General features: G+C 70.8%; 13 protein-coding genes and 2 pseudogenes. 4 read left to right on the top strand and 11 right to left on the bottom strand.

What is annotated here, in order from left to right; genetic code table 11:
• Positions 1 to 3 precede the first annotated feature (3 nt).
• The 8 genes from A3IC_RS0141820 to A3IC_RS0141785 all read right to left on the bottom strand — a co-directional run bounded on the left by A3IC_RS0141820 (position 4) and on the right by A3IC_RS0141785 (position 8855).
• The gene (locus A3IC_RS0141820; protein ID WP_020556029.1) at positions 4 to 1320 is read right to left on the bottom strand and encodes an MFS transporter; all 1317 of its coding nucleotides are present in this window, start codon (positions 1318 to 1320) and stop codon (positions 4 to 6) included.
• A complete protein-coding gene (locus tag A3IC_RS0141815) occupies positions 1317 to 2558 on the bottom strand; it encodes an ATP-grasp domain-containing protein (protein WP_020556028.1) in 1242 nt (413 codons plus the stop codon). Before A3IC_RS0141815 ends, A3IC_RS0141820 begins: the two co-directional genes overlap by 4 nt.
• Positions 2555 to 3733 (bottom strand): DegT/DnrJ/EryC1/StrS family aminotransferase, encoded by a 1179-nt coding sequence (locus A3IC_RS0141810; protein WP_106669173.1) that lies wholly within the window; start codon positions 3731 to 3733, stop codon positions 2555 to 2557. The genes A3IC_RS0141815 and A3IC_RS0141810 overlap by 4 nt, the downstream gene beginning before the upstream one ends.
• A complete protein-coding gene (blsG, locus tag A3IC_RS59645; RefSeq protein WP_020556026.1) occupies positions 3730 to 4896 on the bottom strand; it encodes an arginine 2,3-aminomutase in 1167 nt (388 codons plus the stop codon). Before blsG ends, A3IC_RS0141810 begins: the two co-directional genes overlap by 4 nt.
• A gap of 210 nt (positions 4897 to 5106) precedes the next feature.
• Positions 5107 to 6159: a CGA synthase-related protein gene (blsF, locus tag A3IC_RS0141800; protein ID WP_020556025.1), complete on the bottom strand. Its 1053-nt coding sequence runs from the start codon at positions 6157 to 6159 to the stop codon at positions 5107 to 5109.
• A complete protein-coding gene (gene blsE, locus A3IC_RS0141795) occupies positions 6147 to 7136 on the bottom strand; it encodes a cytosylglucuronate decarboxylase (protein WP_020556024.1) in 990 nt (329 codons plus the stop codon). The genes blsF and blsE overlap by 13 nt, the downstream gene beginning before the upstream one ends.
• Positions 7137 to 7206: 70 nt before the next feature.
• Positions 7207 to 8415, bottom strand: a complete 1209-nt coding sequence (locus tag A3IC_RS0141790; RefSeq protein WP_020556023.1) for a hydroxymethylcytosylglucuronate/cytosylglucuronate synthase — start codon at positions 8413 to 8415, stop codon at positions 7207 to 7209.
• A 212-nt stretch (positions 8416 to 8627) separates the two neighbouring features.
• Positions 8628 to 8855, bottom strand: a complete 228-nt coding sequence (locus A3IC_RS0141785) for a hypothetical protein (protein ID WP_158696320.1) — start codon at positions 8853 to 8855, stop codon at positions 8628 to 8630.
• Positions 8856 to 9018: 163 nt separating this feature from the next.
• Between A3IC_RS0141785 and A3IC_RS73840 the strand changes: the two are divergent.
• Positions 9019 to 9192 (top strand): annotated as a pseudogene (locus tag A3IC_RS73840) (IS30 family transposase); the annotation flags it as partial.
• 335 nt (positions 9193 to 9527) lie between these two features.
• Here A3IC_RS73840 and A3IC_RS67945 read toward each other — a convergent pair.
• Both A3IC_RS67945 and A3IC_RS0141775 read right to left on the bottom strand, forming a co-directional pair.
• Positions 9528 to 10208, bottom strand: a complete 681-nt coding sequence (locus A3IC_RS67945) for a hypothetical protein (protein ID WP_020556021.1) — start codon at positions 10206 to 10208, stop codon at positions 9528 to 9530.
• A 518-nt stretch (positions 10209 to 10726) separates the two neighbouring features.
• Positions 10727 to 11203, bottom strand: coding sequence for a winged helix-turn-helix transcriptional regulator (locus tag A3IC_RS0141775; RefSeq protein ID WP_040878099.1), 477 nt, complete (start codon positions 11201 to 11203; stop codon positions 10727 to 10729).
• Positions 11204 to 11815: 612 nt separating this feature from the next.
• On the opposite strand from A3IC_RS0141775, the gene speB reads away from it, so the two are divergent.
• Positions 11816 to 13069 carry an agmatinase gene (gene speB / locus A3IC_RS0141770; RefSeq protein ID WP_211232336.1) on the top strand — a complete coding sequence of 418 codons (1254 nt, stop codon included), beginning with the start codon at positions 11816 to 11818 and terminating at the stop codon, positions 13067 to 13069.
• A 497-nt stretch (positions 13070 to 13566) separates the two neighbouring features.
• On the opposite strand, the pseudogene A3IC_RS66030 reads toward speB, so the two are convergent.
• Positions 13567 to 13740 (bottom strand): annotated as a pseudogene (locus A3IC_RS66030) (sigma factor); the annotation flags it as partial.
• 148 nt (positions 13741 to 13888) lie between these two features.
• Here A3IC_RS66030 and A3IC_RS0141760 point away from each other — a divergent pair.
• Together A3IC_RS0141760 and A3IC_RS66025 are read left to right on the top strand one after the other, a co-directional pair.
• The gene (locus A3IC_RS0141760) at positions 13889 to 14344 is read left to right on the top strand and encodes a nuclear transport factor 2 family protein (RefSeq protein ID WP_020556017.1); all 456 of its coding nucleotides are present in this window, start codon (positions 13889 to 13891) and stop codon (positions 14342 to 14344) included.
• Positions 14345 to 14380: 36 nt separating this feature from the next.
• The gene (locus A3IC_RS66025) at positions 14381 to 14914 is read left to right on the top strand and encodes an LUD domain-containing protein (protein ID WP_321184162.1); all 534 of its coding nucleotides are present in this window, start codon (positions 14381 to 14383) and stop codon (positions 14912 to 14914) included.
• Positions 14915 to 14936 lie beyond the last annotated feature (22 nt).

Raw genomic sequence — 14936 nt, 5'->3', positions numbered from 1 at the left:
TGATCAGGTCGCGCACCGCGCGGGAACGGCGGCGTCGGGCGCCGGCAACCGGCGGCCCGCGAAGGCCAGTCCCGCTCCCGCCAGGGCCACGCCGAACGCGAGGGTGAACACGCCGCGTGGGCCGATCGGTTCGATCAGCAGGCCGCCGACCTGCTGACCCACCGCGTCCCCCAGGACGGTGGCCAGCGACGCCCAGGTGAACGCCCGCGCCAGCAGACGCTTGTCCGCGAGCGCGCCGACCAGGGTCATCTCGGCTGCCGACACCAGGGCGATCGGCATGCTGCCGACGGCCAGGGCGATTGCCAGGGTCAGCGGGGAGGTGCTCAGCACGGCCAGTCCCGTGCCGGCCGCGAAGGCCAGCACCAGGCGCGGGAAGCGCACCCGCATCGGGACCCGCGACGGGGCGCGCCCCAGCCACAGGGCGCCCACCGCGCTGCCGACGCCCCAGCACGCGTAGACCACACCCGTGCCGTCCGGTGATCCGTGGGCGGACACGAAGGCCGGGATGGCGAGCGTCATCAGTCCGATGGGGACGGCACACGCGGTCATCACGCCCAGGAGCACCAGCATCGCGGGATCGCGCAGCGGGTGGCGCGGTATGCCCAGGACCTCGGCGCCGGCCGGCTCCGGGCCGGTCGCGGTCGCGGCTTCGGTGCTCGCCGGCAACCGGACACAGGCCAGGCCGAGGGCTCCGGCGCCGCCGATGACGGCGACCGTGGTCAGCGCCGCCCCGGCGGATCCGGACCACATGAGGGCCGCGAGCATCAGCGGCGCGCCGATGACCAGGACCTCGGTGAGCAGCGCCTCCCACAGGTAGGCGGTCTCGCGTTCCTCGTCCGCGAGCGGCATGCGCGCCCACAACGAGCGCATGCACGCGTTCGTCGGCGGGAGCGCGACACCCGCGGCGACGGCCAGGGCGGGCTGCGCCCAGGAGCCCGGCCGGGTGGCCCACACCAGCGTCGCGAGCGCCACCGGGTAGGCCAGGCCGGTGGCCACCAGGACGCCGCGGCGTCCGCTGCGGTCGAGGCGGCGGGCGATCAGTGGGCTGCCCAGCGCCATGCCGAGCGTGTACAGCGCGGCGATCAGGCCGGCCTGTGCGTAACTGCCGCCCTGTTCACGGATGGTCAGCACCATGGCCAGGGACATCAGGTAGACGGGCAGCCTGGCCACGACGCTCCACCCGGCCGCCGCGGCCACCTGCGGGCGGGTGAGCAGGTCGCGGAAGCGCCCGAGCAGGCCGCCGGCCCCGGGGGGCGCCGCGGGTTCCGGTGGGCTCTTCGCGGATGGCGGTTCGCCGTCTCGGCGCGGACCGGCGGTCATCGGGCGACCGGATCGGGCTCGCGGGCCGGGGCCACCTCGATCCTGAAGGCGTCCAGGACGGCCCGCATGCGCTGTTCGACCTGTGCGATCGAGTCGCCGACGACATGGACGTGGCCCGAGGCGTTGTGCGAGGCCCGGCGGGCCGTCACCGTGTCGCCGACGCCGGTGCGCAGAACGGCATCGACAACGCCCGGCAGGCACAGGAGTTCGTCCGCCGAGGTGATCCGGCGCACGGTTCCCGTTCCGGGCAGGGGCAGCAACAGGTCCCCCGCACAGCGGCGTTCGCGGTAGTCCAGGCGCGGGCGGCGACCCAGGTAGACGTCCAGCGTGGCCGCGAACACATCGAACCCGTAGGCGTGTCCGTGGTTGGCGGGGATCTCGCAACCCGCCAACCGGATCCCGATCTCGCCCGCGAACACCTGCCCGTCGACCACGAAGAACTCCATGTGCGCGTACCCGTGGTCGATGTCCATGCCGGTGACGATGCGCTGGAGCAACTCGCGCAGGTCCACCGGAGGACCCTCGTCGGTGCCGACGCTGATGTTGGCGTTCATCGCGCCGTCCACGATGTCCAGCGGACGACAGGGCATCGCACTGGGCCAGGCGGTCAGCACCTCGCCGTCGTGGATGAGCGCGCACACCTCCCACTCGGTGCCGCCGAGATGCTCCTCGACCATGAAGTCCCGGGTGTCGTAGTCGATCTCGGCCGCGGCGGCCGGTCCCGGGAGCAGGTAGGTGTCCACGCAGGCGAACGAGTCCACCGGCTTGAGGACGAGCGGCCGGCCGTACCGCGCGGCGAACCGCTCCACCTCCGAGGCCGACCGCACCCGGGTGAACGCGGCCGTACGCAGGCCCAGTTCGTGGAACCGCTCCTTCATGGCGACCTTGTCGCGCACCCAGGCCACCTGGCGTTCGTCCAGATGGGGCAGCCCGACCAGGGCGGCGAAGCGATGCGCGACGTGTTGGCGCGGTTCGGAGGGATTGCAGAACCGGGTGGGCGGTTCCGGCAGTTCGGCCGCCCACTCCCGGTAGCGTCGCGCCTCCTCTGCCAGGGGCGCGCCTTCGCGGACCCAGAACGCCGGCAGGTGCGCGGTCTCGCGCAGGTAGTCCTCGCGCAGGTCGCCCCGAAGCTCGGCGAAGCGCAGCAGCACCAGGTTCTCGGACAGCGCCCGGGCCGCGTAGCGGGTGAACGAGGAGGCCCGGTCGTCCACCATCAGCAGCGTGGGAGGCGCGTTCACACCGCCTCCAGCACGCGCCGGATCGCCTTGACCGCGCCGACCTGTTCGGACTCGGGCAACTCCGGCGACAGCGGCACGCACAGGGTGCGGTCCAACCGGTCGCGGGTGCGCGCGAATCCGTCGTGACTGAGCGCGAGCGAGCCCTCGGGGGCGTGGTTCCACGGGAAGCCGTCGGCGTAGAGCGAGCGTCGGCCGGTGAGCACCGGATGCTCGGGCAACAGGTACTTGTTCAGGGTCCAGTTGGCGATGCCCTCGGCGGTCAGCGTGGCCACGGCGGCGTCACGCAGGGCGCGGTCGCGGCAGCGGAAGCGCAGACTGACCTTCACGTCGCCCGCCGCGCGCGGCCGCACCTCCAGGTCCGCGCGGTCGGGGAGTTCGCGCATGGCGATGGCGTACATGCGCTCCAGCCCGTCGAGGAGTTCGTCGAGATGGCGGAACTGCTGGCACTGGACGGCGGCGACCTGCTCGCTGGTGACGAAGTTCTCGCCGTAGTAGGCGTCCTCGTTCCAGGTGGGGTAGCGGCCGGGTACACGCGCCGAGCCGTGGTCGTGGTAGCAGCGCATCGTCGCCCACGCCTGCTCGTCGTTGGTGACCACCAGCCCGCCCTCGCCCGAGGTGAGCACCTTGTTGTGGTGGAAGCTGAAGGTCCCCGCGTAGCCGGCGGTGCCCACCGCGCGTCCGTCCGGGAAACGGGCGCCGAGCGACTGCGCGCAGTCCTCGATCACGTACCGCACGCCCTGGGGAAGCGGCGCCACCGTGCCCTCCATGTGGGCCACGATCACCCGCTCGGCGTCCGGCGGCAGCAGTGTGGGATCCAACGACAGCGAGTCGTCGGTGTCGACCGGCACCGGGATCAGGCCGCAGGACAACACCGCGCCGGCCACGGCGACGAAGGTCACGGCGGGGATGTACACCCGATCGCCGATGGACGGGCGGGTGGCGATCAGCGCGAGCCGCAGCGCCTCGGTGCAGTTGTGCACGGCCAACGAGTGGGCGGCGCCCAGGTGTCGGCAGGTCTCGCGTTCCAACCGCGAGGCCATGCTCTCGGTTTCCGTCTGGTAGCGGAACAGCACCCGATGTTCGATCGCCTCGCGCAGCTCCGCCATGTCGGACCAGTCGAGGTAGTTCGCGCCGTAGGGCAGGAAACGTTGTCCCAGTCGCTTGTCCAGGGTCATCGCGCGTCGGCCTCCGTGATCGGGCATGCCGTGGTGTCGAGGAGCATCTCCTCGCCGCGGAAGTTGCGCAGGCGCAGGCCCTCCGGGGTGTTCGTGAAGTACGGCTGTGCGATCGGGATCTTGCCGATCCTGGTGGTCAGCACGTACTGCGGCACGCCGAAGCCGGTGATGTGACCCTGCAGGCCCTCCATGATCTCCCAGCCCTTGGCCACGGAGGTCATGAAGTGCGAGACGCCGGTGACGTTGTCGCAGTGGTAGAGGTAGTACGGCCGCACCCGGATGCGCAGGAGGTCCGTCATCAGGGTGCGCATGGTGGCGACGTCGTCGTTGATGCCCCGCAGCAGCACGGTCTGGTTGCCCACCGGGATCCCGTGGCGCAACATGCGATCCACCGCGGCGGTCGCCTCCGGGGTGATCTCCTTCGGGTGGTTGAAATGGGTGTTCACCCACACCGGGTGATGGCGCGCGAGCATCGCGCACAGGTCGTCGGTGATGCGTTGCGGCAACAACACCGGGAAACGGCTGCCGATCCGGATGATCTCCACGCTCGGGATCGCCCGCAGCCCCGCGATGATCTCCTCGAGCTTGCCGTCCTGGTAGGAGAGCGGATCCCCGCCGGTCAGCAACACGTCCCGGATCTCCGGGTGGTCGGCGATGTAGCGCAGATCCTCGTCGAACGACTCGCCTTCGTCGTCCCGGAAGTAGGTGCCGTTGACGTCGGTCGTGTGGAACTTGCGGGTGCAGTGCCGGCAGTAGACCGGGCACGCCTCGGTGATCAGCATGATGACCCGGTCGGGGTACTTGTGCACGACGCGGTTGGTCTTGCGGTAGTACGTGTCGCCGACCGGGTCGACCTCCGCACCGGAGAACTCCACCAACTCCCCTGCGGCGGGGACGGCTTGCTGCCGGACCGGGCAGAGGGGGTCGTCCGGATCCATCAGCGAGGCGTAGTACGGCGTGACGCTCCACCGGTACTTGCCCGCCACCCCGGCGATCGCCTTCTCCTCGTCGGGGCTGAGGTTGATCCATTGTCGGGCCTTGTCGACGTTGGTGATGCGTCGCCGCATGTGCCAACGCCAGTCGTCCCAGTCCGTGTCGGGGACGCGGGGTCGTGCGATCGTGGGTTCGTCCGAGGTGGTGGCTTCGAGGGGCGTGGCGGACATGGCGGACTCCAGGGGTGACGGGCCTTCGGCGACGCGAGGCGTTCGGCCGGGGCGCACATGGCGGCCGTGCCGGCGTCGTGGGGGCGGTGGGTGGGTCGCGGTGTCGCGGGCCGTTCGGAGGGGGCGTCCACGGCGAGATGTCTGCGCGCGATGCCTACGGCTCGATGGTCACGGCGGGCTGTTCACGGCGGGCGGTTCACCGTGGGCGGTTCACAGTGGGGCGAGCGAGAGTTGGCGGAGAGTCCGGGCGACGCGCTGCGCGCCGCGCAGGTCGTCCAGATCCGGGTCGAGCACGCTCCACAGCGCGGTGGCGTTCCGCTCGGGCGGTGCCCACAACGCGTCGTCCTCGGGATCGTCGGCGGGCGGAACCGGGACCAGATGCCGTACGCACGCGGCCAGATCGCGCTGTGTGTCGCCCAGCGCGGGCAGGAACACCAGGGGTGCGCGCCGCGCTTGGGCCAGCGCCAGCGCGCCCAGGGTCGGCGCGGCCAGGAACACCTCGGCCCCGGCGTGCAGCGCGTCCACGTCCACATCGACCGCGCGGCTCACCCGTACCTCCCGGCGGCCGGCAAGTCCCGCCAGTGCGGCGCGGATCGGCGTCAGCCGCGTGTCGCCGACCACGTCGCACCGGCCGGTGCGCCGCAGCGCCTCCCGAACCAGCGCGGGCAGCGTGTCGGCGATGAACGCGTTCGCCTCGGCGTCGGGCACGTCCCACGCGGACAACAACAGCAGGGTTCCCGCGCGTTCGCGCTTGCGGGCGGAGCGGGCGGGGGCGAGCAGCCCGGTGGGGCGAACTCCGTTGCGGCGAGGGCCCGTCGACGAGAGTGCGGGGTCGGGCAGCCAACCGGGCCGGTGCACGCGGTGCAGCGCCCGGCCGGCGGCCCCGGTCGCCGCAGTCGTCCCGGCCCCGGACGTACCCGTCGTGCCGGTCGTCCCGGTCGTGCCGGTCGTGCCATGGTGACCCGAGGACAGGTGTACGACCGGTACGCCCGATTCCAGCAGCCGCTCCGTGGCGGCCTCGTCGTCGCAGACCAGTGCCACGTCCGGGAGTGGTTGCCCAGTCGAGTCCCGGAGCGCTCGCAGGCCGCCGAGATGGGCGGCGACGCGTCGCCGGGCGAGCACCGAGTCCAAGCGGTCGTCGCGCGAGACCAGCAGGATTCGGCGAGCCGACTCCGCGGGCCCGAGTTCGGAACCGTCGGTGGCCGTTCGTCGCGTGTCCGGCCGTCGGGTGTCCGGTCCCTCCCGGGGAGTCAGTACTGCCATGGGTTCACCGATCCCAGCCGGGCGACGTCGTCGCTGTAGCCGGCGGCCGTGGTCGAACAGCCGTTGCAAACCAGGGGTCCGCGTTCGCGGTAGAAGTCGGCATGCTCCCGGAAGGCCGGTGTGTCCAGGCCGATCACGCCCGCCTGGCGCAGCGGCGCTCCGCCCGGGCCGTCCTCGCCCTCGCGGTGCGGAATGCAACTGCACGCGTACATCCGCCCGTACTTGCCGTCGATGTAGATCACGTCGTCGGTGACGTGGCACTGCGGCAGCGACGCGCGTGGGGTGATTGATTCGGCGAAGTAGCACGCCTGTTCCTCCGGGTCGTCGCCATAGAAGCGCTTGCCCATCGGCACCAGCAGGGAGTTCGGATCGGCGTCGTAGACGCGGCCGCACACCCGGCGCACGTCGTCGGGATCGGGGTAGGTGATGCTGCGATCCAGCTTGAGCGCGGACAGTTCCCATTGTCGGACCCCGGCGCGGGTCAACACCTCCTGCAGCAGCGGCATTTCGCCGTAGTTGTGCGGCCCGACCACGGTATTGACCCTGGGCAGGACCCCGAGTTCGGCGGCGGCACGCAGTCCGCGCAGCCCGTTGTCGAACATGCCGGGGGAACGGCGGTACACGTCGTGGGTCGCGGCGGACGCGCCGTCCAGGCTGACGATCACCTGGGCCAGGCCCGCCTCGGCGAGGCTCTTGGCCATCCTCGGCAACATCGAGCCGTTGGTGATGAGGGACATCCGCATTCCCGCGGCCGTGCCGGAGCGCACCAGCTCCACCACGTCCGGATGCATGAGCGGCTCGCCGCCGGTGAACCGCACATAGGCCACGCCGGCGTCGCGGGCCTTCGGCAACAGGTCCTCGAAGTCCTCCCGGGAGAAGCGGAACGTGTCGCGCGACAGCGCGAAGTCGCACATGAAGCAGTCGGCGTTGCAGGCTTCCAGGATCCTGACGAAGAGATATCGGTGACGCTCACGCACAGGGGGACCCCTTCGGGCCGGTCGCGGGCAGGACGGGTCGAGGTGACGGCAGGGCGGGTCGAGGCGACGGTCAGGCGGGGCGGGGCGCGCCCGGCAGGATCGCGAGCAGGGCATCGGCCACCTGGGCGGCTCCGTCGACACCGACGGTCGCGGTCAGCGCGCCCCAGTCGGTGCCCTCGGCGGTGCCGCGCAGCACGGTCAGGATGTCGTCGCGAAGTGCGACGGTCGTTCTCCGGCAGTCCGGGTCGGCGGCCACCGCGGCGATCGCCGCGTAGATCAGCTCCAAGGCGTGGTCCTCGCCGCGGGTGCGCAGGGACAGCGCCTCCTCCTCGGTGAACACCCCCTTGGGCCAGGCGATTCGGGTCTCGACGCCGATCGCGCGGCGGTGGAATCTTCCGTTGAAGATCTGGCTGAGGTTTTGCGGCGGCAGACAGATGGTGGGTACGCGCAGTCGACCGGCCTCGAGCAGGGTGGTCAGGCCCGGGGAGGTCAGCAGGACATCGCAGCCGGCCACCCGGTCCAGGAACTCGCCGTGCGCGAGCGCTCCCGTGCTCACCCGCGGGGGCGTGATGGACGCGTCCACCAGCTGCCCGGCGAGATCGGCGGGCAGGTTCCCGGCCACGTGCACCTCGTGGATCCCGTACGCGGCGAGCGCCTCCAGGACGGCGGGAACGACGATGCGCGGGTAGGCCGTCCAGTCGGCGAGCCGAGGCGCGCGCAGACCGCCCAGACTGACCACGGCCGTGCGGTACGGGCCGGCGGCGGGTGCGCTCGGCTCGGTGACCGACGGGGTGCCGACGACGGCCTCCACCCAGTGCAGGGCCCGGACGGACGCCAGCACGTCCCGGCACTCGGGGGGAAGTTCGACGCACTTCTGCGCGCAGTAGGCCGTGGCGTCCAGGGGCAGTGCGGCCCGGTCGCCCTCGGCCCACAGGAAGGGCAGGCTGTCCACGAACACGGTGGGTACGCCGGACGCCTCCAGCGTCTTGGCGAGCGCACCGTCCAGGACGACCACCGCGGCCGCCGCTCGTTCCGATCGGGTGATGGCGTTGATGGCGGCGGGTACGTCCTCTTCGGCGTTCGGCAGGTCGTACCAGTGGTCGATGGCGTGTTCGGACAACACGGGGCGGCCGAGTCCGGAGGCCAGGCCGACGAAGCGCAGCGGCTCGGTCGAGCGTCGACGTGCGGCCGACAGGATCGCGCCGAGTTTTCCCGTACTGCCCCAGCCGAATTCCACACCGGAGACGACCACGGTTCGTGCATTGGAATCGGTGCGCATTGAATCCGTCTCGACTTCCGGGAGGGCGAGTTGGCGGAATCAATATAGGTCGATATTCCGGAGCCATGCAACCGGTTTGTCGGTCGTTGTCGATGTACGCGGTGGGCATTCCGAGAAAGCATTCAATTATTCGATGCGAAGGATTGTTTATACGACGAATAGCGTCGAGGTGGATTTCCTGGAACGGTTCCGTCGGCGGCGAACCGGTCCGGTCAGTAGGCGAGTCGGGCGAACACCGGTGCGTGGTTCGAGCCGGGCTCGTCCTGTCGTTCGGCGGGCCGGGCGCTCACCGAAGGCAGCGGGTGGTCGGCTCCGGTGCCGGCGGACTCGACGCGGGCGAGGAGGGCGTGGCTGACCGGGATGTGGTCGATGGGTTCGCCCTGGCCCTCGAACACGCGCGAGAAGCGTTGGCCCTCGGGTATGCGCGGGGGAGGTTCCACAGCCGGGAGGCGGCGTCGCCGGGGTCGGGTGGGTGAAGCCGGGTGTGCCCATCTGCGAGCCGGGCGGGCTGGGGCATGCGTTGTCGGAGCCGATCGCGTCGTCGTGTGGCTTCGGGGCATGCCGGAGCGCCCCGAGGCAGGCCCGAGTTCTGATCGTCGTCGCTTGCACTTCGAGATCCGGGGCAATCGGGGGCCTCAAGGGCCCAGGAAGCCGGCCGCCGAGAGGGCGGCATACGTCCAGCTCATGCAGCAGGGCTACAGCAGCCGCGAAGCGTGCGAGATCGTCGGGATCAACTACCGGACCGGCAAGCGCCGGCGGAACGGCCGGCACTCGCCTCCCAACGGTGGTGGAGCCGCCGTCCGGCGTTGCCGGGCGCGGCGGCGGGTCGCGGGGCAGCCGACTGTCGGCTGCCACTCCTACGACTCGGCGACGGGCGCCGGAGGTCGAGTGCGGAGGGCGACGCGTACCGGGCCGGGCGGCATAGCGGGCGTCACCGCGGGATGGTCGGAACGCAGCCGCGGCGTCCACGAGTTCGGGCAGCGGCACGCGCGACGCCGTCAACGCGGCGGCGCACCGCTCGGGCATCCGCCGCACGACCGCGTCGAGGCCGTCGCGAGCGGCGAAGCCGAGCAGCACACCGAGCGCCACTTCCGGGGAGCGGTCGTCCATGCCTACTCGACCTCATTCGTCTCGGCGGGCGGTGTGGGCAACGGAGGTTCCGCCCCGGCCGGGCCGAGCCGATGGGTGTCGGTGAACACCGTCGCGAAGCTGAACCCCGCCACCTGCCAGAACCACACGCTCGTGACGAGGAAACCGACCCCGGCGGCCAGGAGGCCCAGTACGGACACCGCCAGGCCGGCCAGGGCGATGCCCCACGCCCGCCAATAGGCCGCACCGCAGGCGGATACCCGGCGCAGCGCCCGGACCGGATCGAACAGCTCGGTGGCGTCGAAGGCGACGCAGTAGTGGGTCATGAACCCGGGAATCGCGGCGATCGCCGCGACGAAGAGCACACCCCCGACGATCGCGACAGGGACGCTGCCCCAGGAGATTCCGGCAACCGTCAACAGGCCGCCGGGCGCGGTGTAGCCGACCATCGCCGCGGCGGTGACCAGTCCGTGCCACAGCAGGCGTCTTGGGTGTCGCCAGGCCGGGAACCCCGGCCGGCCGTGCTGAAGCCGGTGGACCACCTCCACGCGGTGGCCCAGGTTGAGCAGCCATCCGACGACCGGTACCAACAGCCAGGCCGCGCCGATCAACACGTCCGTCCGCGCGGCGCGATCCGCGATCGGGAACCGAAACGAGGTACGCAGCCGCAGCGGCGCATTCAGGCTGACCGGCTTGTTCGACATGAGGGCCGCAGGCTACCTGCTGGACAGGTGGTTCGGGCAGGGATGCCGGTTGGTGCCCGTCAGGCCGGAGCTTTCGAAATATGTGGCTGGGTATCTGCACGACCACGAGTCGGCGATGGGCCGGCCACGCCCGCGCGCTGCCGCCCGGCGGCCCGGCGACGCGTCCGGCCGGCCGCTCCGCGTCGCCTCGCGCAGCTCCGGCCAGGCGGCCAACGCGGCGAACTCCGGTGGATCGAATGGTGTTTCCCCGTCGAATCGGAGCCGGCACCGACGGCCGGGCCGGGCCGATCCGCGAGCAGCCCGTTCCACCAGGCGAGCCACCCGACCCGCGCCTGCTCCGTGTCCCGGACCTTCTCGGTGGGCTCGGGGAGTACGGCATCGGCGAGCCGCCCCGGCGCCACCCCACCCGCCGGAACCTCGATCCGTGCGGCCTCCCGCCCCCAAAGCGCCGCCTGCAAGGCCCGCGGCCACCACCGCGCTTCCGACCCCGGGCGGCCCGCCGCCCGCTGGCCCTGCGCTCAGGTGCCCTGCGGGCGGCGGTCGAGGGGCATGCCGGGGCCGACCTCGGCGTGGATCTCGGTCGGGTCGTCGATGCGGCCGCAGTGCGCGCACACCGTCTCCTGGGTGACGCCGGCGCCGCACACCGAGTGGACGTAGAGGATCGGCGGCTCCCCGTCCGTCGCCCACTGGTCGCCCCACTCGGAGAGCGCGACCAGTGCGGGCGCGAGTGCACGTGCCTTGTCGGTGAGCAAGTAGTCGTACAGCTCGGGCTGTTCGGAGTACCTGCGACGCCGCATGAGGCCGGCTTCGACGAAGCCGTCGAGCCGGGCCTGGAGCGTGTTGCTCGCGATGCCGAGGCTGCGCTGGAAGTCGCTGTAGCGGGTCGCGCCCGCAAACAGGGCGTCGCGGACGATCAGCAGGCTCCAGCGTTCGCCGATCACCTCCAGGGCGCGGGCGATGGAACACACCTGTGCGTCGTACGTCTTCCCAAGCATGCGCACCATTCTACCGAGGTGCTTGCTTCATGAAAGTTCCTTGTCTAGAGTCACTTGCATGATGCAAGTCGATCTGCCGCAGAACTTCACCACCACCTTTTCGGTGGACCGGACTCCGCACGAGGCATTCGCCGCGATCACCGACGTCCGCGGCTGGTGGTCGCGGGAAGTCGAAGGCGTCACCGACCAGGTCGGCGGCGAGTTCCACTACCGCTACCAGGACGTCCACCGCTGCACGGTCCGCGTCACGGAACTCGTGCCCGGCCGGAAGGTCGCCTGGCTCGTCCTGGACAACTACTTCGACTTCATCGCTGCGGACCGGACGAGCCCGTCGGCGCCCCCAACGCCAGGCAAACGAGCGATCAGCGGCCTCCGCCCCACCTGCGGCGGTCACCGACCTGGACCAAGGCAACGAGATGGCAGGCCACCGCCTCCTCTCCGCCGCCACCAACATGCCGGTCCACTTCCGCAACCCCGCCGGCCCCTGGCAGCGGGGCGAATGGCGGGGCGGTGGACTCGGGGGCAGCATGGGACGAGTGGGCCCAGTCCTCGCCAGGCCCCGGGTACACGGAGACGGCCGGCGGCAGGTACGCGCCCGGGAAGGACGCCGTCATGGCCCGTCAGCCCGCGTACAACGAGCGTCATCACCGCAATCCGATGCGCCCGAACCCGCCGAAATCCGCCACCGGGAGTATCGGGGCGTCGACGGAGCGCGCGGGCCTGTCGGGGATGCGCGCGAGACGGCGACTAAAGGACGTGCCCGAGGTCAAGCGGCGTGAGCTGGCCGAGCGGTCCCTGGACCTGGGGCTGGAGGCCGCGCGGTCCGTCAAGGACCGGAACATCTCGCTGTTCTCGCGGGGGCTGGACCCGATGTTCGCGGGCATCCCGACGTTCTTGAAGTCCCCGTACGTCGAGAACATCCGCGAGATCGGCGGCTACGACGTGGCCGTGGTGGGCGCACCGTTCGACATGGGCACCACCTACCGCTCCGGTGCCCGATTCGGGCCGCAGGCCGTCCGCCGCATCTCGGCGCTGTACGACTCGTACAGCCCCGACCTCGGCATGGACCTGTTGGAGGAGATCACGATCGGCGACGCCGGAGACATCTTCGTCATCCCGGCCAACATCGAGAAGACCTTCGACCAAGTCGACCTCGGGGTGTCCCACATCCTCGACGCGGGCGCGTTCCCGGTGATCATCGGTGGTGACCACAGCATCGGCTACCCCGACGCGAAGGCCATCGCCAGGCACATCGACGGCCGGCTCGGGATCATCCACTTCGATCGGCACATCGACACCGCCGTCACAACCATGGACGAGCGGATGCACACCACCCACTGGTCGCACGCCACCGACCTGCCCAACGTGCCCGCGTCGAACCTGGTCCAGATAGGCATCGGCGGCTGGATCGGCAACCACTCCGGCGTACAGGTCGCCGAGGAACGCGACACCACGGTCATCACCATGTTCGACGTCGAGGAACTCGGCGTCGACCGTGTCATGGAGATCGCCCTGGAGATCGCGTGGAAGGACGTGGACGCGGTCTACCTCTCCTTCGACATCGACGTCGTCGACCCCGGCTGTGCCCCCGGCACCGGCACGCCCGAACCCGGCGGCATGTCGCCGCGCGAAGCGCTCAAGGCGGTCCGAACGGTGGCGCAGGAAGGACTGATCGGCATGGACCTCGTCGAGATCGCCCCGCCGTACGACGTCGCCGACACCACCTCGCAGCTCGGCGCCCGCGTCGTCATGGACACCCTCGCCACACTCGTCGAGAACGGACACCTGGGCACCCGCCTCACCGCCGAGCAACGCGCCAGTGCCGAAGCCGACCGCGACCGCGCCGCCGGCCTCGAAACGACGTGACCCACGGCTGTTGGGAACGTCGAACAGTTCGTGTTGCCGGAGGCAGTGGTGGAGCTGTCCGAGCACGCGGTTGAAGAGGTGGGCGGTGACGCCCGCGTCCGGTTTGTGGTGGAACTCGGGCCAGGGCGACCTGACCACCGGGCGTGGCCGAGTTTTCGGCTGCGAGCACGCTCAGCCGGCGGTTTTCATCCCACGCCGCCAGGACGTCGTTGGGTGGCGGGAGTAACACGTGTACGTGGTGTCCGTCGCGCGCGTGCGCGGTGGGGGCTCACGGAGGGATGCCGGTGGTTGAATGCCAAATCGCCGCGTGCCAGGCCGGCGAGCTCGACCAGGTAGCGGGCGATCCGCTCGCCGCCTTCGATGGGGTGCAGCTTGGCGTTGGCCGGCCCGCCGCCGTCGCCGGTCACGACCGCGTCGGGATCGAGCAGGCCGAGCAGGGCATCGTTACGGCTGGCGACGGTCGTCAGCCAGGCGCCGGGGGCTTCGATGGCCTCCTACTCCCGCCGGGACATGGCATACCAGCGGGCGTAGGTCTCCTGAACCACGTCCTCCGCGTCGGCCCTGGAGCCCGGCATCCGGTAGGCGAGGCTGATCAGCCGGCGCCGCTCGTTCGTGACCGCGCTCAGGCTCGGCTCGTGTCGGTCGTGGCCTGGCTCGGCGGGGGTGGTCATGGTGCTCGGCTCCTCGATCGCGGCGGTCCTCCATCTGTTTCGACAAGACAGCACCGCGAAATGTGAGGTTATCGGTTCGCCTCACATTTCGCGGTGCTGTCTTGTCGAACAGCTGAGACACCCACGGTGACCCGACGAGGAGAGACCAGTGACCGACTTGCAGGCCATCGCAGATCGTGTGGAAATCGACGCGCTGCGTGCCGAGTTCACCGACGCGGTGATGATGCGCGACTGCGCCCGCCTGGCATCGCTGTTCACGCCGGACGGCGCGCTGCGCATGCCCAATATCCCCGTCGAGTTGGTCGGTCGGGACGAGATCCGCACCGGCCGCGAGCAACTGCAGGCCCAGTGGGACTTCTTCGTACAGAACACGCACCCGGGCACGGTCCACCTGGACGGCGGCACCGCGACCGGCCGTGCCTACATGCACGAAGTCGCCCGCGCGCTCGACGGCCGCCAGGGCCTGAACTACGCGATCTACCACGACCGTTACCAGCGCACTCCGGACGGCTGGAAGTTCAGCGAGCGCGTCTACGAGGTCAGGTACCTCGACACCACCCCACTGACCGGCTCGGCCCCCCACTCGGCGGAAGGACAGCACTGACCATGACCACCCGACCTTCGACCACCCCGTTCACCGATCCGGCATCCGTCGGACCGCCTGGAGCGGACGGCCACCGCGCTGACTGCGAACGGGTTCGCCGTCGAGATCCTCGACGACGTCGCCGCCGCGCGTACGCGCATCCCCGACCTGATCCCCGAGGATGCGAGCGTGTTCACCTCGGCCGGCGAAAGCCTCCGCTTGTCGGGCATCGACGCCGACATCAACTCCAACGGCCGGTACCGAGCCGTCAAGCCACGCGTTCTCGGGATGGACCGCGCCACCCAGGCCGATGAGATCCGGCAGCTTCTCGCCAGTCCCGACGTCGTCGTCGGCAGCGTCGCCGCGCTCACCGAAACCGGCTCCCTCGTGATCGCCTCGGGCAGCGGCAGCCAAGTACCCGCCTACTCCGGCGGCGCCGCCCGCGTGATCCTGATCGTCGGCGCCCAGAAGCCGGCGATCAACGCCGGGCGGGCGGTGCTCTGTTGGTGGCACGCCAGGATCATCAGCGTGCGCACGTTCGTGGCCAAGGTGTCGATGGCCGGGGTACGGACGGTCATGAACGCGGAGTGATGGCCCAGGCGTTCTTCCCGAC

The sequence above is a fragment of the Embleya scabrispora DSM 41855 genome (assembly GCF_000372745.1).
In the GTDB taxonomy this organism is placed as follows: Bacteria; Actinomycetota; Actinomycetes; order Streptomycetales; family Streptomycetaceae; genus Embleya; species Embleya scabrispora.
The sequence above is the reverse complement of the archived record's forward strand: the minus strand, read 5'-3'. Positions and strand labels throughout refer to the sequence as shown.

Excerpts from the sequence above, each read along its gene's own strand:
- A3IC_RS0141820 (WP_020556029.1), bottom strand. The coding sequence starts at position 1,320 with ATGACCGCCGGTCCGCGCCGAGACGGCGAACCGCCATCCGCGAAGAGC.
- A3IC_RS0141810 (WP_106669173.1), bottom strand. The coding sequence starts at position 3,733 with ATGACCCTGGACAAGCGACTGGGACAACGTTTCCTGCCCTACGGCGCG.
- blsG (WP_020556026.1), bottom strand. The coding sequence starts at position 4,896 with ATGTCCGCCACGCCCCTCGAAGCCACCACCTCGGACGAACCCACGATC.
- blsF (WP_020556025.1), bottom strand. The coding sequence starts at position 6,159 with ATGGCAGTACTGACTCCCCGGGAGGGACCGGACACCCGACGGCCGGAC.
- A3IC_RS0141790 (WP_020556023.1), bottom strand. The coding sequence starts at position 8,415 with ATGCGCACCGATTCCAATGCACGAACCGTGGTCGTCTCCGGTGTGGAA.
- A3IC_RS67945 (WP_020556021.1), bottom strand. The coding sequence starts at position 10,208 with ATGTCGAACAAGCCGGTCAGCCTGAATGCGCCGCTGCGGCTGCGTACC.
- A3IC_RS0141775 (WP_040878099.1), bottom strand. The coding sequence starts at position 11,203 with ATGCTTGGGAAGACGTACGACGCACAGGTGTGTTCCATCGCCCGCGCC.
- speB (WP_211232336.1), top strand. The coding sequence starts at position 11,816 with ATGGCCCGTCAGCCCGCGTACAACGAGCGTCATCACCGCAATCCGATG.